This is a genomic window from Peribacillus sp. NPDC101481, from assembly GCF_044767165.1.
Lineage (GTDB): Bacteria > Bacillota > Bacilli > Bacillales > DSM-1321 > Peribacillus.
In genome coordinates this window covers 796,673-820,088 of record NZ_JBIWNJ010000002.1, presented here as the reverse complement: position 1 = coordinate 820,088, position 23,416 = coordinate 796,673, and the positions used below count along the sequence as shown (strand labels likewise).

Here is a 23,416-nt window from a genome sequence, read left to right as displayed (position 1 = left end):
CTTACTACCACTATCCACAGACCATGATGCTACAGAACGAATACAGAAATTCATATGGGAATGAATATGGACCTGAATATTGGAATGACGAGCGCTTCTTTCCTTTCTTTCCTCTATTGGCGCCTGTAGCTTTTGTTGCAGGATTGGCAATTGGACCGTTGCTATTCAATAACCGTCCACCTGTCTATCCTCCATATCCTCCTCCATACCCGCCCGCTTACCCTCCTTACCCTGCTTATCCAGCTTATCCTGCTTATCAAGGCTTTCAGGGTTACCAGCAACAACAATTCGGCGCACAGGCTGGGGTATCCGAAAATATCAATATATACACTCAATAAGGATTGCACAGAAGGCGACATTGAACGCCTTCTTTTTCTTGGACCAAAAGCCGTCAGATTGAATTTTACTTCACTATATATTTTGAAGTGGTATAATATGAAAATGAATAGAAGGTAAAGTGTTAGGAAATGATGGTCATACCTTAGAGATGTACATGCATTGTTTTTTCACTATTTCTGCCTGGTTGCGCACACGTCTCTATTTCAACCAATATATAAGAACAGGTTTTGATTGAAGGACGTCTGTTTGTAACGTCCTTCTAACCTTATTAAGAAAAGGAGTTTCCATGATGAACCAAACGAAAGGACATTCTGAAAGGGATGAGTTTTCGATTAACTCCATTGCCCAAGCCGTGTTTATTGTCAATAAACATGCAAAGACTGCATTGGAGCCCAAAAATTTATATAATTTAAAACGGCTCGCATTAAGCAAGCTTATGCAAGAAGGAAAAGCGAAGAAGATTGGACTTCATTTCTCTGATAACCCTCGCTTTGCAGCACAACAATCCGACGTCATCGTCGAATGCGGATCATATGTTTTTCATTTACCTCCAACTAAGGAAGATTTGAAAAAACTACCCCACCTCGGCAGCCGGGCAGCCTCCATACGGAACCCTAAAGCCGCATTGTCATTATCCAAGGCAAAACAGATCCTGCAATCTTACGTTGGACAAGCAGGTGAAAAACAACCTAACCCTACCAACACCGAGAAAAGGGCTCACGGGCGTGGGTCGGTCAAGCAACCTTTCCACAATCCATTTCCATCCTCCTTTTTAGGAAAAGGTTCCAAGTATTAATCATTGATAAACCAAACGGGCCGTGAGGAAATGCCTCACAGGCCCGTTTCACATTCATAATACCAATCTGTCTATCAACTTTATTAGCTCTGCAATTTCTGGCTTGCTGATCTGTGCGTCAGCCCCTACGACCTGACCTTTATGACGCAGGCTGTCCGTAATCAAAGAAGAGAAAATAATCACCGGCAATCCAGCGAGTTCCCCGTTTTCCTTTATTCTTCTAGTCAAATGATGCCCATCCATTTGAGGCATCTCAATATCGGTAATCACCAGTTGCACTTCTTCTTCAACCACTTTTCCTGAATCAATTAAATTCTCCAGATAATTAAATGCATCAAGTCCATTTTCATAAAACTCCAAGTACTTGAACCCAGCTTCTGACAATGTATCAAACAGCAGCTTCCTCAGTAATGGAGAATCTTCTGCAATCAGGATCCTCTTGTCTGAATTTTGCCGGATACCAAGCTTTTTAACCTGTTGGATGTTTATTCCTGATTCGGGATTGATTTCGACCATTATTTTTTCAAAATCGAGTAACAGTAACATGTCACTATTTAATTTTATTACTCCGATAATCTGACTTTCAAGGCCTTGATACATATCTGAAGGCTTTTCGATTTGTGACCAGGAAATACGGTGGATCTGTGTTACGGTATGGACATGGAAAACCACTTTTTGCTGATTGAATTCAGCCACTATGAATTTATCCTGCTCAGGAGTTTCAGATGGCGGAAATCCTAAAGCATCCGCCACATTCACAACTGGAAGGACTTCTCCGCGAAGCTCAATGATCCCCTCCACATTTGGATGCGAATGCGGGACTAGCGTAATGGGGACAGGATTGATGATTTCCTTCACCTTAATTACGTTAATGCCGAATTTATTATTTCCGAGACCGAATTCCACTATCTCAAGTTCATTCGTTCCACTTTCAAGTAATATTCCTTTATTTGCTTCCATTGTTTCATCCCGCCCTTCTACTTATTCATTTCATAATCCATAAATCATTTAACCGCTAGGAAAAATACCTTGGTTTCATCAATGAACTCATACCTAATAATTCGGTTAAATATTTCTTTTGTTTAGGGCACAGCTAAAAAAAGAATCAAGAAGTGATTATTTATTAATACCAAACTAAAAAGGGACCCATCAGAGTCCCTTTTTCCATTCTCATTATTCACCACTGCCATACCGGCCATCATATCGATCGTAAGGCTGTCTCTTCGATAAAAACCTCCATATTGGGTGGATCAGCAATAACTCCTTGCAGCCCTTCTAAACCCACTTAAAATAGCAGGTCAGTTGGGTCTTTTCATCTCCTTCGCGACCTTTTCTTTGGATTGAGCCATCCTTTTTTAACAAAGAATAAAAACATCATCAAGGCAATTCCGCCCATCATTCCAAGAATGAGGAAATAGCCATAATGCCAATTTAATTCCGGCATATATTCAAAATTCATCCCGTATACGCCCACTATGAAGGTCAGCGGCATGAAAATGGTAGTGATGACAGTCAATGTCATCATCGTTGAATTCATATTATTAGAGTTCACAGACAAATAGCTATCTCGGATATCTGACGAAAAATCTCGATACGATTCAAGCATTTCAGTCAATTTAAGAAGATGATCGTACACATCATTAAAATAAAGGTGCTGATCCTTCAAGTAATTCAGACGCTCTGATGAGATCATTCTGTACAATAAATCACGCATCGGCAATATGGTCCGACGGAGCTTGGACATATCTGTACGTAAATCGAAAAGCTGATCCATCAATTCGTTAATCGTGTCATTTTCAGTATTTTCCTCAATGCTGCCCAATTCGCTTTCTATTTTATAAACAGGCGGGAAAAATTCATCGACGATCCTGTCAATTATCCTATGCATCAAGAAAAAGGGACTTTGCTTCAACATTTTATTACCAGCAATTTCTTCCCATACTTTTTCCAGTTCAAGCATGTCTTCCTTATGAAAACTGACTATCCATTTTTCACCAACAAACATATCCAATTCCACTGCTTTAAATACCTTCTCCCTTAGAGCATGTATCACAAGAAATTGGTAGCCCTCATAAAAATCCATTTTGGGACGTTGGTTAAAATCATCCAGGCAGTCTTCGATTGCCAGCGGATGAAAGTGAAAATGCTTGGTTAAAAGTTCGATTTCCTTGTTTGTGGGGTTGGAAAAATCCACCCAGTACCACTCGATATCCGAATTATTCATTTCGGTTAGCGGTAAACCAAAACTGACTTCATGATTAGAAGTTATTGCGCAAGTCCTTATCATATGTATCAACCCTCAAAATTTTCTTATCATACATTATACCTTTAATTCATTAATCTCAAAAAGTTTTCTCCCCCTCCAAACTAAATGATAAAATAGAATGAATGAGTCAAACATTGTACATAATTCATGTAGTAAGAAAAGGGAGGATATTCATAGATGGAACATTTAATAAACCCTCTAGTAAAAGACGTTAAAATATCAGGAATCCGTAAATTCTACAATATGGTAGCTGATATCGAAGGCACCATTTCCTTAACGATAGGACAGCCTGACTTTCCAACTCCGATGCATATTAAACAAGCTGCAAAACATGCCATCGATAATGACTATACCGTTTATACACACAATGCGGGCTATTTGGAATTACGGGAAGCCGCTTCAAATTATGTAAAGGATAAATACAAGCTTAACTATGATCCGGAGAATGAAGTGATAGTGACCTCTGGTGCCAGCGAAGGCATAGACATTACGTTCCGGACGATCCTCACCCCAGGGAACGAAGTAATATTACCGGGTCCGGTATATCCGGGATACGAACCCATCATAAAGATGTGCGGGGCAACACCTGTTTATGCCGATACAACAAAAAATGGATTTCGTTTGACTGCTGATATACTTGAAAAATACATAACTGAGCATACCCGGTGCATCGTTCTGCCCTATCCATCTAATCCGACCGGGGTTACATTATCTGCCGAAGAATTATTGGACATTGCCGAACTTGTCAGGGGCAAGGACATCTTCATATTGGCTGACGAGATATACAGTGAACTGGTATTCGATCAGGAGCATGTTTCGATTGGCACTTTCTTAAAAGAACAAACCATCGTCCTGAACGGACTGTCCAAGTCCCATTCCATGACCGGGTGGAGAATCGGCCTTCTGTTTGCGCCTGCAGCCATCTCTCAGCATCTCCTGAAGGTTCACCAATACAATGTGACCTGTGCCACCTCCATATCGCAGAGAGCTGCCTTGGCAGCATTGACGGCAGGCAGAGATGATGCAATCCCCATGAAGACTGAGTATGCACGGAGACGGGAATACGTATTCAGCCGCTTACAAGCGATGAATCTGGAAGTAGTCAAACCAAATGGTGCCTTTTACTTTTTTATAAAGCTGCCTGAAGGCTATGCCTCTTCGCTTGATTTTTGCCTTAAGCTTGTTCAACAGGAAAAAGTGGCAGTGGTCCCTGGAGATGCATTCTCTCCCCTTGGTGAAGGGTACTTCAGGATATCTTATGCATATTCCATGGAAACCCTTGAAAAGGCTTTGGATCGTATTGAGGCTTTTTTAGCCATAAAGTAACCGAAAATAAAGCGGCCTTCAATTGAATGAACAATTGAAGGCCGTTTTCCTATTTTCAAAGTTGTATGCTACCGAAGGTTTTTCACCAAGTCAGTCAATTAATACAACCTCCGTAAGAAACGAATTTCCCGATATCCCTCTTCCTTATTTGTCGTGGTAAGGCTCACTTCAACGATTGACCCAAGTAAATCAGCCATCACTTCTTCAAATTCCTTTGCGGAGCGCGGCTTTGAAAAACCTAAACTCTTCAATTCGCGCATCAGGATCTGAAAACCGGCATTCGTTTCGATATGACTGAATTTCACCGGCAGTATCAGCGGACTTTCATTCATTAATTTCAGATCCCAACGAATGGGCTTTGTTTGGTGAATGGTTTTTTCTCGCTTAAAACCTTCAATCCTTACAATATATCGACCATCTTCTAATTCCTGGAATTTCATATTGATATCATCGAATTCGCCCATAGCTTTCACTCCTTTTTGTAAAGGCTGTCGCTATCAGCTTATTCATGATATAGAAATGCTAGCACTAATTATAATGTTTATATAATGCTTGTGTACCGCTATTTTCCTCGCCAGCTTCTGCCAGCCCCTCATATAGGGATTTGCTTAGGCTTAATCCAGGAGCGTCCATTCCCATTCTTTCCGCTTCATCAAGTGCAATCTTCATATCCTTGATAAAGTGCTTGATATAAAAACCAGGTTCAAAATCCCCTTCAACCATTCGCGGCACCAGATTGGACAGTGACCAGCTTCCGGCGGAACCCGATGATATGCTCCTTAAAACCCGGTCCGGATCCAACCCGGCCTTTTTGGCATAGGAAATCGCTTCAGTCACTCCGATCATATTGGATGCAATGGCGATTTGATTGCACATTTTCGTATGCTGTCCTGAGCCAGCCGGGCCTTGATGGACAACATTGCTGCCAATGATATCAAAAATGGGCAGGACAGCTTCAAATGCCTCACTAGACCCGCCGACCATGATCGTAAGCTTCGCATCACGAGCACCGATATCTCCTCCGGAAACCGGTGCATCCAATGATTCCATGCCCCTTTTCTTGGCTTCTTCTGCAATTTTCACTGCCAAAGATGGAGTGGATGTCGTCATATCGATTAAATGGGTTCCTTGTTTCCCGTTCTCGATAAGCCCATTTTCCCCCAGATAGATTTCTTCCACATCACTAGGGTATCCCACCATGGAAATGATCACATTGGCTCTCTGCGCAATTTCCTTTGGTGCAGATGCCCACTTCGCTCCCTGTGAGAGCAGCTCACTTGCCTTATCTTTCGTCCTTGTATAAACAAACACCTCAAATCCCGCCTTAAGAAGATTTGCGGCCATGCTTTTTCCCATAACTCCTAAACCTATGAAGCCGATCACTTTGTTCGATTGCATATTGCAGATTCCTCCCAATCATTTTGTTTCAAAAAGTCTTAAATGGACTTTATCATTCCTCCGTCAACTAAATATGACTGGCCCGTTAAATATGTATTTGCGCCTGAAACAAGGAAAGTAACGAACCTTGCAAATTCCTCGGGTTCCCCATAACGGCCAAGAGGGATTTTGTTAATCGATTGTTCAGTCACCTCCTCAGGAGTGACGCCTTGTTTCTCCGCATTCATTTCATCAAGGTGCTGAACGCGGTCTGTTGCGATTCTTCCTGGACCGACTGTATTGATCAAAATCCGGTCCGGTGCTAATTCTGAAGCTAACGTCTTTGACAATCCAACGATTGCCGTCCGGAATGTATTCGATAATATCAATCCTGGAATCGGTTCCTTAATGGATGAAGAAGCAATATTAACGATTTTCCCGCCCTGTTTTTTTAAATGTGGCAAGCTTTCACGGATCGTCCTGATGAAACTTAGTAAATTAAGTTCGAAGGATTGTTGCCATTCTTCATCATTGAAATCCGTAAATGAACCCCCTGGAGGACCTCCGGCGTTATTAATAAGAATATCGATACCGCCGAATTCCTCAGCAGTTTGCCCAACCAGGCTCTTAATATCTTCAGCTTTTGTTATATCCGTTACCTTATAAGAAACTTTACCCGTCCCAAGCTGCGATAATTCCCTTTGTACGGCGGCAAGCTTTTCTCCATCACGGCTTGCCAGCATGACATTTGCCCCTTCCTTAACCAATTCAGCTGCCATAGCCTTCCCCAAACCTTGACTTGAAGCTAAAATCAATGCATTTTTCTTTTCCAAATGTAATTCCATATAATATTTAACCTCCATTTTCTTAAAATCATAATTCCATTATATCGTCATAACCGTAAAGTGAAAAATCTGAATAATCATTATTGTGATTTTTATTTACAAAAAATAGCCGGTTGGATAACCCAACCGGCGTCAAAGGGGGAAATGAGAATGTCAGCTGCCCTAATAGAGCTAAACAACTGTGCTTGCTTTTTATTTACCCCCATTTTGAAGCAATAAACATTTATTCTCAAATAATCAAGCAAGAATTACAGGACAGCACCCCATCCGAAGGTTCTGTGGATGGGGTGCGTTTTTCCTGATATATTTATTTCTTCAAAGCGTTAACTACCGCTTCTTTCACATTATCATTCGTATCTAGCCCTAAAACTTCCTGAGATAGTTTTTTCATCTCTTCAAGTGAAAGTTGGCTAATTAGAGAACGTGCTTTTAAAATCGAAGTGGCACTCATTGAGAATTCATCAAGGCCCAATCCGATCAATATCGGTATGGCAATTTCATCTCCAGCCATTTCCCCGCACATTCCGGCCCATTTCCCTTCTTTATGAGCTGCATCTATTACCATTTTAACCAGGCGTAAAATCGCTGGATTGTATGGTTGATATAAATAGGATACTCTCTCATTCATTCGGTCAGCGGCCATCGTATATTGAATCAAGTCATTAGTGCCAATGCTGAAGAAATCAACTTCCTTAGCAAAAATATCCGCCATCACTGCAGTTGAAGGGATTTCAACCATGATTCCGACTTCAATTTTTTCGGCAACTTGAACACCATTATCAAGCAATTCCTGCCTAACTTCAGCCAAAACGGCTTTAGCTTCGCGGAATTCAGCAAGCGTGGCAATCATCGGGAACATGATTTTCAAATCTCCGTAAATGCTTGCCCGAAGCAGGGCACGGAGCTGAGTCCGGAAAATCTCCTGCTCATTTAAGCATAGGCGTATAGCACGGTATCCAAGGAAAGGATTCATTTCCTTAGGAAGCTCTAAATATGGCAGCTCCTTGTCCCCGCCAATATCAAGCGTTCTGACGACTACAGGCTTACCTGACATTCCTTCCAGCACCGCTTTGTATGCCTCGAACTGTTCTTCTTCACTTGGAAAGTCATTTCTGCCCATATAAAGAAATTCCGTACGATATAACCCGATGCCTTCACCGCCATTTTGATGTACGCCCTCCAGATCTTTCGGCGTGCCAATATTGGCTGCCAATTCCACATGATGGCCATCATTCGTAACGGTTTTTTCATGAACAAGTTTCGCCCACTCAGCTTTTTGCCTAGCATAGGCTTCCTGCTCCTCTTCGTAGCGTTTCACGAGTTCAGGAGTGGGATTGATGTGGACTTCACCCTTTAACCCGTCAATTATGACCAAGTCACCATTTTCAATGGAAGATGTCACTGACTTCGCTCCAACGACTGCTGGAATTTCCAATGAACGGGCCATTATGGCTGAATGGGATGTACGTCCACCGATATCGGTCGTAAATCCTTTAACATATGCCGGGTTCAACTGTGCTGTATCGGATGGAGTCAAATCCTCCGCAATGATGATCACTTCTTCAGCAATCATGCTCGGATTAGGAATATGAACACCTAAAAGATGTGACAGCACCCGTTTCGTGACGTCACGGATATCCGCTGCTCGTTCCTTCATGTATTCATTATCCATTTGTTCAAACATCGTAATGAACATGCTTGCGGTTTCATTTAAAGAAAACTCTGCGTTGACGTTTTCTGATTGTATTTTATCTTGAATTGGAGTGATAAGTTCCGGATCAGCCAAAACAAGCAGGTGCGCGTCAAAGATTGCGGCTTTATCGGCCCCTAGATCCTTTTCGGCTTTATCCCTGATTATTTCCAATTCATTTGTTGACTTTTGAATAGCTTCCTTAAAACGGGATATTTCAGCCCCGACATCTTCTATGCTTCTTTTTACAATCGATAAATCTGGCTCAGTCAGTCGATAGGCTTTAGCGATGGCTATTCCGTTTGAAGCTGCTATTCCACTAATCAAAGTGGACATTATTCTGCTAATCCTTCTCTGTTCAACGTTTCAGCAAGTGTGTTTAGTGCATCGTTTTCATCGCTTCCTTCAGCAGAAATCGTAATTTCCGCCCCTTTGCCGATACCTAGGGACATTACACCCATAATGGACTTAAGGTTCACTTTTTTCTCTTTATATGCAAGGTTTATTTCTGAATCAAATTTTCCTGCAGCTTGTACAAGCAATGTTGCCGGACGAGCGTGAATTCCTGTTTCTGCAGTTACTGTAAACGTTTTTTCTACCATATAGATCAATCTCCTTTAAGATAAATTAACAAAAATAGGTTATGTAAGGGGTTTTCTCTATCCATCAGGAAAGAAACGAAAAAAAGAAATGCCCTTTTCCTTATCAGGATAGCATTATCATTCCCAACAAACAAACCAAAACTATTGGTACCTACAAAATAGTACAAAAATATAGAAGGAACTGCAACTATTACTTTTCAGATTCTTCAATGTTTAAATGGACAGCTGTGCATTTTTGGTAAAAAAAGCCCTGAAACTCAGCATAATGAAAAGGACCACCGTTAATGAAACACTTCCGAGAATCCCGATTAGTATCGCAATCTGGTACTCAATAGCGATTAGCGGGCTTATCCCCGACAGGATTTGCCCTGTCATCATTCCTGGGAGGAAGATAATCCCCATCCCGAGCATATTGTTCAAAGTCGGGAGCACTGCCGAGTCGAATGCAGCATCCACATATTTCTTAACAGCCCTCGCTGGAGTCGCTCCAAGCATCAGCATCGCTTCTACCTTTTCACGATTACTGCTAATCCCATCATGGAGGTTTTTAAGCGCCAATGTCACTCCTGTCATCGCATTTCCCACGATCATTCCAGCAATTGGAATGAAATACCTCGGCTCATACCATGGGGTGAAATGGATCACGACCACATTAAAATAAAACAAGGCAGCCATGGGACCTGATAACATACTTAGGATAACCATCCTTTTGATTTTCTTATTAAGTGTATGGGACACTTGCTTAAAAATATTATGGATGGAAAACAGGGACATCGCACATAGAAATCCCAAAGAAAGTAAAGGGTGGGGATTTTCAAAGATATATGTCAAAACATAACCGGCGAGAACGAGTTGGACCGTCATCCGTACCGTAGCGAGCACGATTTGCTTTTCCCGTGAAATCCCGCGCCATTTCACGATTATGAGCAGGATTACTACAAACACGTAGGCCGCACAAAGACGCCAGAACTCAATATCTATTATCCCATTCGCCTCCATTAATAGTCACCCTCCTTCGCCTTTTTCAGAACGATCCTCTTTTCAGCACAGATGCTCGCAAGCTGTTTTGAATGGGTTATCATGATGACCGTTCCTTTTTCCCGCTTTACTTCTTCTAAAAAACGGCTCATGACCGTCAGCTCGGCTTCCTCATCGAGAGCCGAGGTCGGCTCATCCAGTAAATACACCTCGGGTTTCAATAAAAGTAGCCTCGCCAGTGCCAGCCTCTGTTTCTCCCCGCCAGAAAGATTCTCCGCCCCCTCGTCTAAAGACTTCTGCAACTGGACGGTTTCAAGTGCTTTAACCAATTCGGCTTTATCCTTTTTTTCCTTTTCTGTCAATTCCAGGCCAATCTGAAGATTTTCTTCAATCGTACCAGGTAAAGTGAACGGTGCCTGGGAAAGCATTGTGACTTTACGCCGGAGCTCTATCGGGTTGAATTTATCCAGCAGCTGATCCTGATAATAGATCGAACCGCTATCCGGGTCATCCATCCTGTTCAATAATCGGAGCAGTGAGGTTTTTCCTGCACCGCTTTCCCCAGTCAAGCAAGTAACCATACAAGCGGGTATTTTCAAATCATCAATTTTCAAAATCCCTTTATACCTAATATTTTCAAGCCTAAATATCATTTTGCACGCCTGCCTCCCTTACTCCACCATATCATTATAAGAAACTATCATGATACGGGGTAGCGATGCATGTAAAATTTTTCATTTTCTTTCGCTTTTTTATGGGTTAGTATTAGTCCTGCCGAATATATCCATGACGGACGTGGAAAACACCTTAATAAATGGGGGGACTTATCATGAACGGAAATTCCTTGTTACATTCTTATCTGAATGTTTTTCTCATGACTGCACTTTGCCTGATTACGTTGTCTGGCTGCCAGGCAGCATCAGATGACCAGATTAATCAATCCAAACAGGAAGATTCAATTTCAAATGAAGAAAAAGGCAAGACATTCACAGCCGAGATCATCAAAGTTGTTGACGGAGATACAGTAAGAATCAAAATGGATAATGGAAATGAAGAAACGGTCAGGCTCCTTTTGGTAGATACTCCAGAAACCGTGCACCCATCCAAGCCCGTTCAGCCTTTTGGACCTGAAGCAAGCAAGTTCGCCAAGGAACTCATGCCTGCGGGCTCTGAAGTGGAAGTAGAAACCGGCATAGGTGAAAGGGATAAATACGGCCGGCTGCTGGCCTATTTTTATGTTGATGGCAAAATGGTGAATAAACTCCTGCTGGAAAAAGGACTGGCAAGGGTAGCTTATGTTTATGCACCGAACACGAAATATCTTGAAGAATTGGAAGATACTCAGAAACAAGCCCAAAGAGACGAAATCGGTATTTGGTCTATTGAAAACTATGCAACTTCAAAGGGGTTTGATGATTCCCAGTCAAAAGAAGTAACAGTGGAAAATCCGACTGGATCTTGCAGTAACCCGCAAATTAAAGGGAATATAAACTCTAAAGGCAATAAAATATATCACATTCCTTCGGGCCAATATTACGAAATAACTAAACCAGAAGAAATGTTTTGTACCGAACAGGACGCACAGGATGCCGGTTTCCGAAAATCGCAAAGTTAACAAATTCAACGGTTTATCAATATGCCCGCTTCCGAACTCGTATTTGGAAATTTTTAGGGGTAATGCAAAATGAAATACAACCAAAAATATTTCGTTACTGCTTTTCTCCCCCGCTTCCTTATTATTTTTAAAAACTAAATGATGATTTGGAAAATTACACATCTTTAAATGTACAGACTGCAGGCAAATTAAAAGAAGATCCGTTTGCCTGCAGTTTTTTATTTTAAAAAGATCCAGCGGATTTCAGAAATCCGCTCCCTTTCCGCCGTCTGCCTGCCTCCATCCAGATAGTTTCCATCATATGTATAATAAGCAAAAAAACAAGTAGGAACCTATTTTCCTTTAAAATAATGGTCGGGGTGAGAGCCTTTCGAACCTTCGTTATTATCTAGTTTGTAGACAAAAGGTGTTCTATCTTTTAAAACATATTTGATTGGACCGGAAGGCGTGAGACTCCTGCGGGAAAAGCGAGTGCCCTACCAAATTTTACACCCCCCCAAAAAAAGTTTTATATTCACAATTCGGAATGAGACCTTTCCAAACACCCTTTTCTCGACAAACGGAGCATTCATGTGTATGGCTTTACATTGAATGAAGAGGAAAAACTAAAAGAAATAGTAGTGAATTGTTTCGGCACATCCAATATCAGGATGTGTTTTTTTCATTTGGTCACCTTTTTCAAGATTATCTGAATCTAGTTTTTCCCTTCAATAAGGTTCTTTTCAGCTCCCTTAAAACCCACTTTTTCCCCCTCCATTTTTCCGTTACGCATTTTGGCTATATATGATCGTTTTATTTATGGTAGAAGCAGCCGGGAATACAGAAAAGTGCACTTTCTAAAGGTGACTTGCTTAATGGAAGATTTCTCAGCACTAACGAAGGAATTCACCCCGATGATCCATCATATTATCCGCTCACTTTCCATCTATAAAAATAAGGAAGAATATTTTCAAGTAGGCTTGATTGCTTTATGGGAGTCATTGGGGAATTTCAATGAGGAATACGGAAAATTCTCCAACTATGCCTATACGGTAATCAAAGGCAAAATTCTGAACGAATTAAAGCATCATCATAAATATGAGATCCGCACTGAGCCCTTTGATTCCTTCATATTAGAGATTAAGGATCCTTGTACGATGCATGAAGAGGCCTTTGCCATCGATAATATCTTAACCTACACGGAAGGATTGACACTCAATCAGCAACGCTGGCTTCTACAGACATACCTCGAAAATAAAACAGTGTCTGAAATCGCTGAGGTCTATCAAGTCACTGCAGCAGCCGTCAAATCATGGAGAAGGTCCGCTTTAAATAAATTAAGGAACAAGTGATTTTTCTATTGTAAATAATTTGGGGTGGCTCAATCATGAGCCACCCCAAATTATTTACATCGATTAACTTCTCGCTTCTTCTAAATACGTATAAATTATCACACCGTTATGTTGGGCATTCCCCCGAAAATGTTTAAAGTCTTCCCTTTTAACAAGAATCTCACGAAAAGCTAAAAATTCTTCTTTTGTTATCCTGAATTCATCCATTTCCCGGTTCGCCAGTTTATCGAGTACTTCTTTTGCTTCATCTGCATTCATCATATTATCCTCCTTAATTATCAAATGTTCCATCATATTCAGACAGGAGAAATTCCGTTTTCATTTTAACATAAGCATGCCACTAAATATAAATCAGAATTTTTTGAGGCCCTCTTGCTACATTATTCTTTACGTATGCTTTAAAATAGTGCAAACTGTATAGTAAAATATCATAATGTAAAATGATTGGCATATTTTGTACATAGAATTACATACTGGTACGTATAACTGCGTTTGCAATATATACCAAATTATGCCACATCATTACAGCTGGTCCATTTCAAGAATCGCACCTCCCTTTAAAAGTTTAGCTTACTGTACCGACATGAGAGATAACTAATTCTCTTACTGGCACTTCCCACGTCAAAATCTAAACGGCAAGATGTTCGAATAATCCAATTACTCCATAGTTACTTTTTGATCATTGGAAACAAAATGGGAAAGGATGATTACCATGAAGAAAGCGGAAGTTGGAAATATCATTGAATTTAGAGAAGGCTTAAAAGGAATCGTCGAGAAAGTGAACGAGAACTCAGTAATCGTGGACGTCACGTATATGGAAAATTATCGTGATTTGGAACTTGAACAGAAAACCGTCGTCAACCATAAAAATTATAAAATCATAGGTTAATACAAAACGGGATGGTTTCTCTATACCATTCCGTTTTTACTTTTTAGCAAGCGTATGAATTGATTCTTCAGTTTTTTGTAACCATTTCCATTTTACTCCGTCTAATTCATTAAAGGGCAAAACACTTGTATGTGGTGCAACATATCCAAATTCAGATTGGAATTTCTATCAGAAAGATGAGGGAAACAAATGACTCGTTGGACACGTTATATTGGCTGTATCACATTCGCCGCTATTCTGCTGACTGGCTGCGGTACGACCACAGACGAAAATGCAGATGAGCCACAAGAAGGTTCAGTAAAAGAGGGGAACGAAGGCAATACCTCTCAAGGAGATAATCGTAATAACAAAATAAGACTGATGGAGCAAAACCTGCAATATTCAATTAACGGGGAAGCAAAGGAAAAAACAGCGTTCTTAAAAAAAAGTGATAATCAACCGTTCAGCCTTTATGTTTTGCAACAATTCAGATTAAGTGCCGAAGAACCTGGAAAGGATATTGTGTTCCTGACTGAAGATGACTCCATTTATATGAGAATAGAACTATTGAAGACGGATGTCAATTGGGATGAGGTGGAAAAAAATGTTCAATCCCAGCTGGAAAGCATTTCAGAAACGATTAGGGATCCTTCACTTGAAATCGAGGGCGGCACGGGATTTGAAGTGGAAAGTGGGGATGATGTGATCACTTCCATATTGCTCAAGGATGAAAAAGCACCCGTCCGCTTAACTATGTTCACAAAAAAAGATCGAGATTACCGGGATGCTTTTCTAGTGATGGCTAAGACGCTGATGAAAGGATGAACATTGATTCCCCCTGATGCGGAGGGCTAAGTTCAGGCCCCCCGTTCTTCATCACTCCTTCCCCGCCTTGCTTTTCCAGACCAGAATTAAAAAAAGGAGGCTTATGTATCCAAAAACCGGATAAATATATCCTAGTAACCTTCCATAGCCGAATTCACTAATGATCAAAGCTATTAAAAAAATCACCGCTATGATCAGCATGCTTGGCAATTTAATATAACTGCTGATTTGCCTCTGTAATCCATATATGTTTCCGATGACCGAAGTGAATATCTCCCCGTAAATCACCAAAATGAACATCCAATATAACTGACTGGCTGCCGTTCTCATAATAACTGCTGAAGGAATTTCATAACCATTCACGTCAGGAAGTGTCATAAGTGAAAAATGCCCCGTCAATAAAATGATCGTAAGGAATATCCCTCCAAGGATTGCTCCATGTTTAATGACCTTCTCATCTCGAACTTCATAAGCAACCGGAACCAGCACAGCCTGTGCCAAAGCAAGGTTAAAGGCTGTATAGGCAAATGGTGATAAAAGCATTTTCACGGTGATCACTTCATCTGGAACTTTTGTAAGGGTCTTAAAGAAATCCCCATTACCCAAAGTCGAGAAAAAAAGGATCAAACTAAAACAGATCATGATTGGTACAACAAACGAGTTCACAGTGAAAACACCGCGCATGCCCATCATCAGGACCAAGGATGCCAGTATGATCGTAGACCAACTTCCTATACTTTTAGACACGCCAAGTTGTTCTTCGAAAACGGCTCCAGAGCCCGAAATCATGACAGCTGTCACCCCTAAAAGCATGATAAGGAAGAAGATGTTGATGATTCCTGCTATTTTCCTGCCAAAAAGAAATTGATTGAACTCCTCATAAGAAGATGCTCTGATCCTTGCGGAAATGAGCATGATTTTCGTTCCAGTGAAAATGAAAATATAACCTGCTATTAAAATCCCGATAAAACCATAAAAGCCATACCGGGTAAAAAACTCGACAATCTCTTTTCCAGTTGCAAATCCTGCACCGACGACTGTGCCTACATAAACCGCTGCAATCTGAAAACTCCCTGACCACCTTGACAGCATACTCTCCCCTCCTCCCTACATTTATATGTAAGGAAGAGACATTTAAGACAAGCCGAGTAATATTCCTTTCGTCGGCTGTTTTTTTCCTGGGTTACTTCCTCTCATTGTGCAGTCTGAAACTCCTCATGCATTTCACTGTGAATCATCATTCCGAACGTATGAAAGATTTTAAAAAACGCTTGGAATAATCTCCAAGCGTTCAGACTGTAAACAAATTAATAAAAGTTCCAATTGATTTCAGAAATACGCTCCCTTTGCCGCCGACTGTCTGCCATGCCGCATCAAAGCAGGCGCCTGTGGGGTCTCGGCTAGTCAGTAATTCGGCAGGAGTGTCGCAAAATTTCTTCAATCCAATAATATGGTTTCTTTCTATATAAAAAAGTGTTCATGAAGGATAACCAAGTCTTCTTTTATAATCATGGTTCGGAGTTAGACCATTCCTTCAAGTATCCAGTTCGTATCATCAAGCCTGATATTTCATAATGCCTTATCATCTACAGTGGAGAGCCATTCGTCTATCACCTTCACAACGGACTCTACAGTCCCCTCAACAAATGGGGATTTCAGATTCGCAGATTCAACGAGATCAAGAAAAGACTTGCTGCCTCCAAGTTGGCACAGATTCAAATAATCCTCCCAAGCCGTTTCATCTTTTTCAGTCGACCTTTTCCAGAATTGGAAAGCACAAATCTGGGCCAATGTATAGTCGATATAATAAAAAGGTGATTGATAAATGTGGCTTTGCCGCTGCCAATACCCGCCATTCTCCAAGAATTCATTTTCTTCATAATCGCGATGCGGCAAATATTCCATCTCGATCTTACGCCAAGCCTGCTTTCTTTCAACTGGTGAAGCATCAGGATTTTCATAGACAAAATGCTGAAATTCATCAACAGCCACCCCATACGGAAGGAATATGAGGGCACCGCTTAAATGGGAAAACTTATACTTTTCCGTATCTTCCTTGAAAAATAGCTCCATCCATGGCCAAGTTAAAAATTCCATGCTCATCGAATGGATTTCACATGCTTCATATGTGGGCCAATAATACTCAGGAATGTCAAGATCACGGCTGCGAAACACTTGGAATGCATGACCTGCCTCATGTGTCAAAACATCTATATCCCCGGAAGTTCCGTTGAAATTGGAAAAGATGAATGGAGCTTTATAGTCTTCTATAAAAGTACAATAGCCTCCGCTCTCTTTTCCTTTCTTCGCCACAAGGTCCATCAGGTCATTATCTATCATATAGTTGAAAAACTGATTCGTTTCAGGCGAAAGCTCCTTGTACATCTTTTTCCCGTTTTCGATGATCCACCCGGCATCGCCTTTTGGAGTGGCATTACCCGTTCTGAAATGAAAATTCTCATCATAATAGTTCAGGTTCTCCAATCCAAGACGTTCGCGCTGACGTTCCTTCAGCCGGGTAACAAGCGGTACCACTTCCTCTTTCACCTGCTTGCGGAATGAAGCAACCATTTCAGCATCATAATCAGTCCTTGTCATTCGATAATACCCAAGTTCCACGAAATTCCCATAACCGAGCGCTGTCGAAATTCCATGCCTCACCTTGACAAGGTCGTCAAATATACGATCCAATTCCTCCTGCTTTTCTTCAAAGAAACCGTAGTATGCCTCACTTGCATTTTTCCTTAATTCACGATCCGAGGACTCCATAAAAGGCTGAAGCTGCGCTAGTGTTAATTCTTTTCCATCAAAGGGGATTTTTGCAGAGGCAATCAATTGTGAATATTCGCTTGATAATTTATTTTCTTTTTGCAGCTGTGGTATGATTTCGGGCGAAAAAGTTTTGAGTTGGGCATCTGCCAGGTCAAATAGTTGAGTTCCCCATTTCAACTCAAGCTCCTTGCGATATTTCGAGCGAACGAGTTCATTGTAAAATTTGGAGGTTAACTCTTCCATTTCAGGGGAGAAGTCATCTAAATAATCATTCTCCGCTTTATAAAAATCATCATTGGTATCAATGGAATGCCGTATATAGACCAAATTAAACATCGTACCTACATAATTTCGAATTTCATTTATTTCTTCCATGGCTTTTATTTGTGCATCGGCATTAGCAGCGTCAGTAAACTTTTCCAAAGCTTTCATGAACCGTGTTTTAATTTCATCCATTTCAGGACGTTTATATTCATACTCATTAAATTTCATATGTACGCTCCTTTTCACGATATAAAAACATTTTTTTCCTGTATAATCCAGAGTAACAGTTTCCAATCCAGGTCACATTCATCATTGTCACGGTTATCGTAATATAAAAATTCGCCACAGCTTTATTAAAAACCTCTATGTCCCCGAAACAAATTCAGGTTTTATCAGACATAAAAAAACCAGCACCTGCAGTCAATCCGGGTGCTGGTTTTTTAGCTAATTTTGGGCGGAATACCCAATCTTTTTAAGCAATTCGATCACGGTGGCCTTTTCATCTTGCGTAAGTACACTCATGATATCATCGATTCTTTTTTCATGCTCAGGAAATACTCCTTCAATGAAGGCCTTTCCTTTATCCGTTATTTTTGCAAAGGTTACACGGCGATCCTCTTTACATGCAATTCGCTGTAGATATTCCTTCTGTTCAAGTTTATCCACAACATAGGTAATGCTGCCGCTCGCCAGCAGGATCTTTCCGCCTATTTGCTGAAGAGGCTGATCCCCTTTATGATAAAGTAATTCCAGTACTGCAAACTCTGTTGGATTCAAACCCTCTTCAGCTATATGTTTATTTACTACATCATTAATGGATCGATGAGCTCTAGACATCACGATAAACAGTTTCAAAGACTGTTGGATGTTATTATTCTCCATAACTTCACAACCTTAAAAATTTTTAATTAAAATATCTTGAATTAAAAGTTATTATATGACATAAAGACTTCTTTGTCAATCTGCCCTGTTAGTATGCACTATTGTTTAATCAATCATTTTGATATACTTGAAAAAAAAGCTAAAGTAGTGACAAACATGAAAACAAGGCATAAATTCACCACATATCTACTTATTGTTATTTTACCATTAATTTTTCTCTCTATCATTTATTGGATGCATTTAGATCGTTTCATTCAAAAAGAAAGACAGGAACAAGCTAAATGGGCGGGAACGGTTTATCAAGAATACATAGATCAAGTTATCAGTGAAACGAAGGAAAGCCTTGAGCTGCTTAGCCTTAGCAGTTCCATGCTTTATATGGATGACAAAAAAACAGAACTTCTTTTGAAATGGATCAAAGATACAGATTCCAGGTATGCAGGAGTGTATTGGCTAAATCGCGACGGTGTGTCCATTTCAGGGACGAATAAGAATTTCCATCATAACTATTTAATTGAACAGAATGATATTGAGCGTGCCTTAAAAACTCAAAAAGCGGTTGTTGCAGAAACAAATGAGCTACATAGCCATGATTTTAATTATTTTTCCATTTTTGCTCCCATTCTGGATCAAGATAGAAAAGTGCAAGGATTTTTATTAGCACAAATCAGACTGGATCATATGGAAAAAAGATTAAAGATCCTTAACCCCGGTCATACCTTTAAATTGGAAACAAAGGACAAAACCCGAATTATAGATATGAATGCCGAAGGATTCACTGGACATTCAAAATGGGTGGATTTCCCTTTGACCGAAGTCGATTGGACACTGTCGGTCAAAGTGCCCGATAAGATTAACACAAATAACATGAATGTTTTTTTAATGCTTGTCTTTTTCACCTTCTTTTTTACTCACATGATCTATATCATCGTGGAGGAACTGATCGTTCGCAGGAATACCAAAAAACAAAAGTTACTAAACGAAAGCCAAAAAATAGATTTTGTCGGTACTTTAGCTGCCAGTACTGCACATGAAATAAAAAACCCACTTACCGGCATAAAGGGGCTAGTGCAATTATTGGTTGAAAAACACCCTGAAGAACAAGATCAGTTCTATTACTCTGTCATCATGAAGGAAATTGAACGGATCAATAGCATCGTCAGCGAATTTTTAATTTTAGGGAAGCCAATGGCCCAGACTTTATCCTTATATGATATTCGCAGTATCATTGCTGAATTGAGACCAATAATAGAATCAGAAGCACGTCACTTCAATATTGAAGTGGAATGGAATATCATAAAGGAGCCGATCCGGGTTCATTGTACAAAGGACCAACTCAAACAAGTCATTCTTAACATTGCCAAAAACGGTTTCGAGGCCATGGAAGTTGGGAAAAAGTTAAAGATTCAAATTCACCATGAAAATGAATGGGCTAAAATCATGATCATCGACACCGGGCAAGGACTGAATGAAAAAGATATAGATAAAGTGTTCGATCCCTTCTATACATCGAAAAAGGAAGGAACCGGATTAGGGCTATTTGTGTGTAAACGAATTATTGAATCTTTTAACGGTACCATCGAGTTTTCAAGTAAACCTCAAATCGGTACAACCGTTACAATCAGCTTACCGCTGATAAAACATTCATAGCAATACATTGAAGGGTTTCATTTTTTTATGAAGACTAGTAACGATTCCGATTTATTTTAAGATGTCATGCATACGGTGCATGCCTCTTGAATCTATTTATTGAATAGGTAAAAATCTCAATCAGGAAGAAGGAAATAAACAGATGGGAAGTATCGCTGCCATTAAAACAAAACCGCAAAAACAGGATATGACTCTTAAAATCATGATCATCATAGGCATATGCCATTTAATGAATGATTCTCTACAGGCCGTCGTACCGGCCATGTTCCCAATCCTCGAAAAATCAATGTCGTTAACGTATACACAGCTGGGGATGATTGCATTCTGCCTGAATATCGTCTCATCGCTTCTGCAACCGGCAGTTGGGTTCTATACTGATAAAAAGCCATTTCCATATGCATTGCCCATCGGGTTGACCAGTACTTTAATCGGGGTCATCATTCTTGCACTTGCCCCAAACTATACCATTATCCTTGGTGCAGTCATCTTGATGGGCTTAGGGTCAGCCATATTCCATCCGGAAGGCTCCAGGGTTGCCTACATGGCAGGCGGATCAAAGAGAGGCCTGGCACAATCAATTTATCAAGTCGGAGGGAATAGCGGGCAAGCACTTGCCCCGCTCATCACAGCCATCGTACTTGTTCCTTTTGGACAAAAAGGCGCACTCTGGTTTGCCCTGGTTGCCTTAATGGCCGTTATCCTATTGCTGTATATTGCGAAGTGGTATTCCCAAAAGTTAGTTCACTTCCAGCCTAAAAAGCTTGCTGCGAAAGTAATCAATAAAGAGCGGTCCCATAAAGTGGCAAAGGCCCTGGTATTGATATTATTCATTATTTTTGCACGTTCATGGTATGTATCTTGCATGACGAACTTTTATAGTTTTTATTTGATCGAGCAGTATTCTTTCACGATAAAATCCGCACAATTTTTCCTATTTGCCTTTTTGGCCGCTGGTGCTGTAGGTACGTTTTTCGGAGGTCCGCTTGCTGATAGATTCGGGCGCAAAAATGTCATTTTCTTTTCATTCGCTGCCAGCATGCCACTAACAGCACTTTTACCATTCGTACCTCCTACAGCCGCTTTTATCTTATTATTGATGGCGGGTTTCATTATAATGAGCAGTTTTTCCGTCACTGTAATATACGCACAGGAATTGGTCCCGGGGAAAGTCGGAACGATGGCAGGGTTGACTGTAGGGTTAGCCTTTGGAATGGGTGCCATTGGATCCGTTTCATTAGGAGCCATTGCCGATATAATTGGAATCGAATCCATGATTAAGCTAGTGGGATTCCTGCCATTGCTGGGAATCATCAGCATGTCGCTGCCGACTGATCAAACATTGAAAAAATGGTATGCAGAAGAGTAACTGCAAAATTGTTATTTCCTGGAACATATTTTTTATGTCTAAATACAATAAATTATTGTTTCACCCAAAAATTTAAACTAAGTAACGATAAGTACCATACAAAGGAGAAATTTATGAGTGGAGTTTTATTAGGCAGCATCCTATCTGCTATGTCTACAGGGTTTGGTGCGTTACCGATCTTGTTCATTCAAGGTTCAATCACACATCGATTCAGAGACACTCTTCTGGCATTCACCGCTGGAATCATGATGGCTGCTTCGTTATTGAGCCTGATCCCGGAGTCTCTGGCCACCGGAGGGTATATTCAGCTAGTCATTGGAGTGTTTCTCGGGGTATTGACATTAACGATCATGGAAAAAAACATTCCTCATATCGATCTCAGCCATACGAAAAGTGGCATTCAGTTCGATGAAAAGGCTTTGCTCATCATCACTGCCATTACACTTCATAATATTCCTGAGGGTCTTTCCGTCGGGGTCAGTTATGCGTCTGATACAGCTGATACAGGTAACTTGATCGCTTTTGCCATCGGCCTGCAAAATGCTCCGGAAGGCTTGCTGGTGGCTTTGTTTTTAATTAATCAAAAAATTGGTAAAATCACAGCGTTCCTGATAGCAACCTTAACCGGTACCATAGAAATAATTACAGGATTATTGGGTTATTATTTAACCTCTTACATTGGGTTCCTGGTTCCATACGGCCTAGCCTTCGCCGCCGGGGCCATGCTTTTCATCGTTTATAAGGAATTGATTCCTGAAAGCCATGGGGATGGTAATGAACGCACATCAACCTATTCCTTCATCGTCGGCCTTTTGTTCATGGTAATTTTATTGGAAGTTTTGTAATTTCCCCCACCTGCCATGGCTGGCTCCATCAAGTGAGTCAGCCCTTACTTTTCATTTATCAGTGTAATCCATTCAGAAAAATAAGGCCTCTAAACCAATCCCGATGCATGAAGGACACCTTCTGGTGACCTCTCCCGATATATATCCCAAGCCCATGAAATTCCAAAGATATTTCTTGTGTATATGAGTCTTTCTTTAATTGTTTTAAATGATATGTTCGTAAAGGTTCCTTCATGAGAAATCGCAAAAAGGGGATTGTCTCCCTGCCTGCCAATTTAAAAGGTCATTCACGCATTCAGTTCCCTTAAAAGGTTATGTCATCATTAAAGGGCTGCTGCACTATAACAACCATTTCTTCCCGCTTATTTCTCACTTCCGATGAATGATGTTGAAGGATCAAATACTCATTTATTAGTTTATCAAGCTGCTCGCTTTGGCGAAGGGTATACTCATGACCTAGTCCATACATTTTGGCTAACTCCATCATTTCCCAACGCTTCATTCGAATCTCAGAACAAATTTCCATTGCACACCTAGAATTCATAACAACATTCACTACTCCTGCCCTTTTAAAGTTACATTATAATAAAGAAGTATTACAAAATATGCCTTATATGTAAATAGATTCGCAAAAAAAGACAAAACTTCTTAAATTGCGATAAAGCTTTACCCACCAGCAGACAGGATATGACGGAAATTTCTAACCATAAAACCCTGATAATGATCAGGAAGAATCATATGAAGCCAGCTCCGAGAAATGATTCGAAAGTCACCCAATT

24 protein-coding genes are annotated in these 23,416 nt (G+C 40.6%); 10 read left to right on the top strand and 14 right to left on the bottom strand.

All coding sequences use genetic code 11. From position 1 onward, the window contains the following. The first annotated feature begins 26 nt into the window (after positions 1 to 26). Entirely contained in the window at positions 27 to 338 is a 312-nt protein-coding gene (locus ACIROD_RS13970; RefSeq protein WP_397315031.1) for a hypothetical protein, read from the top strand. A 290-nt stretch (positions 339 to 628) separates the two neighbouring features. Further along, complete coding sequence (locus tag ACIROD_RS13965; protein ID WP_101224517.1) at positions 629 to 1,135, top strand: YkyB family protein; 507 nt, start codon at positions 629 to 631, stop codon at positions 1,133 to 1,135. A gap of 54 nt (positions 1,136 to 1,189) precedes the next feature. On the opposite strand, the gene ACIROD_RS13960 is transcribed toward ACIROD_RS13965, so the two are convergent. After that, positions 1,190 to 2,095 (bottom strand): chemotaxis protein, encoded by a 906-nt coding sequence (locus ACIROD_RS13960; protein ID WP_402941653.1) that lies wholly within the window; start codon positions 2,093 to 2,095, stop codon positions 1,190 to 1,192. Positions 2,096 to 2,447: 352 nt separating this feature from the next. Continuing rightward, the gene (corA, locus tag ACIROD_RS13955; protein ID WP_402941651.1) at positions 2,448 to 3,422 is read right to left on the bottom strand and encodes a magnesium/cobalt transporter CorA; all 975 of its coding nucleotides are present in this window, start codon (positions 3,420 to 3,422) and stop codon (positions 2,448 to 2,450) included. Between the two features lie 156 nt (positions 3,423 to 3,578). On the opposite strand from corA, the gene ACIROD_RS13950 reads away from it, so the two are divergent. Continuing rightward, positions 3,579 to 4,727, top strand: a complete 1,149-nt coding sequence (locus tag ACIROD_RS13950) for an aminotransferase A (protein ID WP_402941649.1) — start codon at positions 3,579 to 3,581, stop codon at positions 4,725 to 4,727. Positions 4,728 to 4,825: 98 nt separating this feature from the next. Here the strand turns inward: ACIROD_RS13950 and ACIROD_RS13945 are convergent, their stop codons facing one another. From ACIROD_RS13945 to ACIROD_RS13915, 7 genes are all read right to left on the bottom strand, one after another. Then, positions 4,826 to 5,191, bottom strand: a complete 366-nt coding sequence (locus tag ACIROD_RS13945) for a hypothetical protein (protein ID WP_034314117.1) — start codon at positions 5,189 to 5,191, stop codon at positions 4,826 to 4,828. 64 nt (positions 5,192 to 5,255) lie between these two features. Next, a complete protein-coding gene (locus ACIROD_RS13940) occupies positions 5,256 to 6,125 on the bottom strand; it encodes an NAD(P)-dependent oxidoreductase (protein WP_402941648.1) in 870 nt (289 codons plus the stop codon). Positions 6,126 to 6,163: 38 nt separating this feature from the next. Next, positions 6,164 to 6,949 (bottom strand): SDR family oxidoreductase, encoded by a 786-nt coding sequence (locus tag ACIROD_RS13935; protein WP_101224513.1) that lies wholly within the window; start codon positions 6,947 to 6,949, stop codon positions 6,164 to 6,166. A 307-nt stretch (positions 6,950 to 7,256) separates the two neighbouring features. Continuing rightward, positions 7,257 to 8,975: a phosphoenolpyruvate--protein phosphotransferase gene (ptsP, locus tag ACIROD_RS13930; RefSeq protein ID WP_402941646.1), complete on the bottom strand. Its 1,719-nt coding sequence runs from the start codon at positions 8,973 to 8,975 to the stop codon at positions 7,257 to 7,259. Beyond that, positions 8,975 to 9,241, bottom strand: a complete 267-nt coding sequence (locus ACIROD_RS13925; protein ID WP_034314127.1) for a phosphocarrier protein HPr — start codon at positions 9,239 to 9,241, stop codon at positions 8,975 to 8,977. Before ACIROD_RS13925 ends, ptsP begins: the two co-directional genes overlap by 1 nt. A gap of 213 nt (positions 9,242 to 9,454) precedes the next feature. Continuing rightward, complete coding sequence (locus ACIROD_RS13920) at positions 9,455 to 10,240, bottom strand: ABC transporter permease (RefSeq protein WP_230177609.1); 786 nt, start codon at positions 10,238 to 10,240, stop codon at positions 9,455 to 9,457. Next, positions 10,240 to 10,869, bottom strand: coding sequence for an ABC transporter ATP-binding protein (locus tag ACIROD_RS13915; RefSeq protein WP_402942934.1), 630 nt, complete (start codon positions 10,867 to 10,869; stop codon positions 10,240 to 10,242). Before ACIROD_RS13915 ends, ACIROD_RS13920 begins: the two co-directional genes overlap by 1 nt. A gap of 179 nt (positions 10,870 to 11,048) precedes the next feature. On the opposite strand from ACIROD_RS13915, the gene ACIROD_RS13910 reads away from it, so the two are divergent. Together ACIROD_RS13910 and ACIROD_RS13905 are read left to right on the top strand one after the other, a co-directional pair. Next, a complete protein-coding gene (locus ACIROD_RS13910) occupies positions 11,049 to 11,834 on the top strand; it encodes a thermonuclease family protein (protein ID WP_402941643.1) in 786 nt (261 codons plus the stop codon). Between the two features lie 854 nt (positions 11,835 to 12,688). Beyond that, positions 12,689 to 13,165: a sigma-70 family RNA polymerase sigma factor gene (locus ACIROD_RS13905; protein WP_402941641.1), complete on the top strand. Its 477-nt coding sequence runs from the start codon at positions 12,689 to 12,691 to the stop codon at positions 13,163 to 13,165. 63 nt (positions 13,166 to 13,228) lie between these two features. Here the strand turns inward: ACIROD_RS13905 and ACIROD_RS13900 are convergent, their stop codons facing one another. Next, a complete protein-coding gene (locus ACIROD_RS13900) occupies positions 13,229 to 13,423 on the bottom strand; it encodes a hypothetical protein (RefSeq protein ID WP_101224508.1) in 195 nt (64 codons plus the stop codon). Positions 13,424 to 13,877: 454 nt separating this feature from the next. On the opposite strand from ACIROD_RS13900, the gene ACIROD_RS13895 reads away from it, so the two are divergent. Together ACIROD_RS13895 and ACIROD_RS13890 are read left to right on the top strand one after the other, a co-directional pair. Next, positions 13,878 to 14,054, top strand: a complete 177-nt coding sequence (locus ACIROD_RS13895; RefSeq protein WP_064505160.1) for a YkvS family protein — start codon at positions 13,878 to 13,880, stop codon at positions 14,052 to 14,054. A gap of 189 nt (positions 14,055 to 14,243) precedes the next feature. Further along, positions 14,244 to 14,858, top strand: coding sequence for a hypothetical protein (locus ACIROD_RS13890; protein ID WP_402941639.1), 615 nt, complete (start codon positions 14,244 to 14,246; stop codon positions 14,856 to 14,858). Between the two features lie 51 nt (positions 14,859 to 14,909). Here the strand turns inward: ACIROD_RS13890 and ACIROD_RS13885 are convergent, their stop codons facing one another. The 3 genes from ACIROD_RS13885 to ACIROD_RS13875 form a co-directional block, all read right to left on the bottom strand. Further along, positions 14,910 to 15,950, bottom strand: a complete 1,041-nt coding sequence (locus ACIROD_RS13885; RefSeq protein ID WP_101224506.1) for a YkvI family membrane protein — start codon at positions 15,948 to 15,950, stop codon at positions 14,910 to 14,912. A 477-nt stretch (positions 15,951 to 16,427) separates the two neighbouring features. Then, the gene (locus ACIROD_RS13880; protein WP_402941638.1) at positions 16,428 to 18,122 is read right to left on the bottom strand and encodes a M3 family oligoendopeptidase; all 1,695 of its coding nucleotides are present in this window, start codon (positions 18,120 to 18,122) and stop codon (positions 16,428 to 16,430) included. 216 nt (positions 18,123 to 18,338) lie between these two features. Further along, entirely contained in the window at positions 18,339 to 18,776 is a 438-nt protein-coding gene (locus tag ACIROD_RS13875) for a MarR family winged helix-turn-helix transcriptional regulator (RefSeq protein ID WP_034314147.1), read from the bottom strand. A gap of 156 nt (positions 18,777 to 18,932) precedes the next feature. Between ACIROD_RS13875 and ACIROD_RS13870 the strand changes: the two genes are divergently transcribed. The 3 genes from ACIROD_RS13870 to ACIROD_RS13860 all read left to right on the top strand — a co-directional run bounded on the left by ACIROD_RS13870 (position 18,933) and on the right by ACIROD_RS13860 (position 22,637). Continuing rightward, the gene (locus ACIROD_RS13870) at positions 18,933 to 20,426 is read left to right on the top strand and encodes an ATP-binding protein (protein ID WP_402941636.1); all 1,494 of its coding nucleotides are present in this window, start codon (positions 18,933 to 18,935) and stop codon (positions 20,424 to 20,426) included. A 142-nt stretch (positions 20,427 to 20,568) separates the two neighbouring features. Continuing rightward, positions 20,569 to 21,792 carry an MFS transporter gene (locus tag ACIROD_RS13865; protein WP_101224503.1) on the top strand — a complete coding sequence of 408 codons (1,224 nt, stop codon included), beginning with the start codon at positions 20,569 to 20,571 and terminating at the stop codon, positions 21,790 to 21,792. 113 nt (positions 21,793 to 21,905) lie between these two features. Then, complete coding sequence (locus tag ACIROD_RS13860; protein ID WP_402941633.1) at positions 21,906 to 22,637, top strand: ZIP family metal transporter; 732 nt, start codon at positions 21,906 to 21,908, stop codon at positions 22,635 to 22,637. 304 nt (positions 22,638 to 22,941) lie between these two features. Here ACIROD_RS13860 and ACIROD_RS13855 read toward each other — a convergent pair whose 3' ends face one another. Further along, positions 22,942 to 23,181: an aspartyl-phosphate phosphatase Spo0E family protein gene (locus ACIROD_RS13855; protein WP_101224501.1), complete on the bottom strand. Its 240-nt coding sequence runs from the start codon at positions 23,179 to 23,181 to the stop codon at positions 22,942 to 22,944. Positions 23,182 to 23,416: the final 235 nt, after the last annotated feature.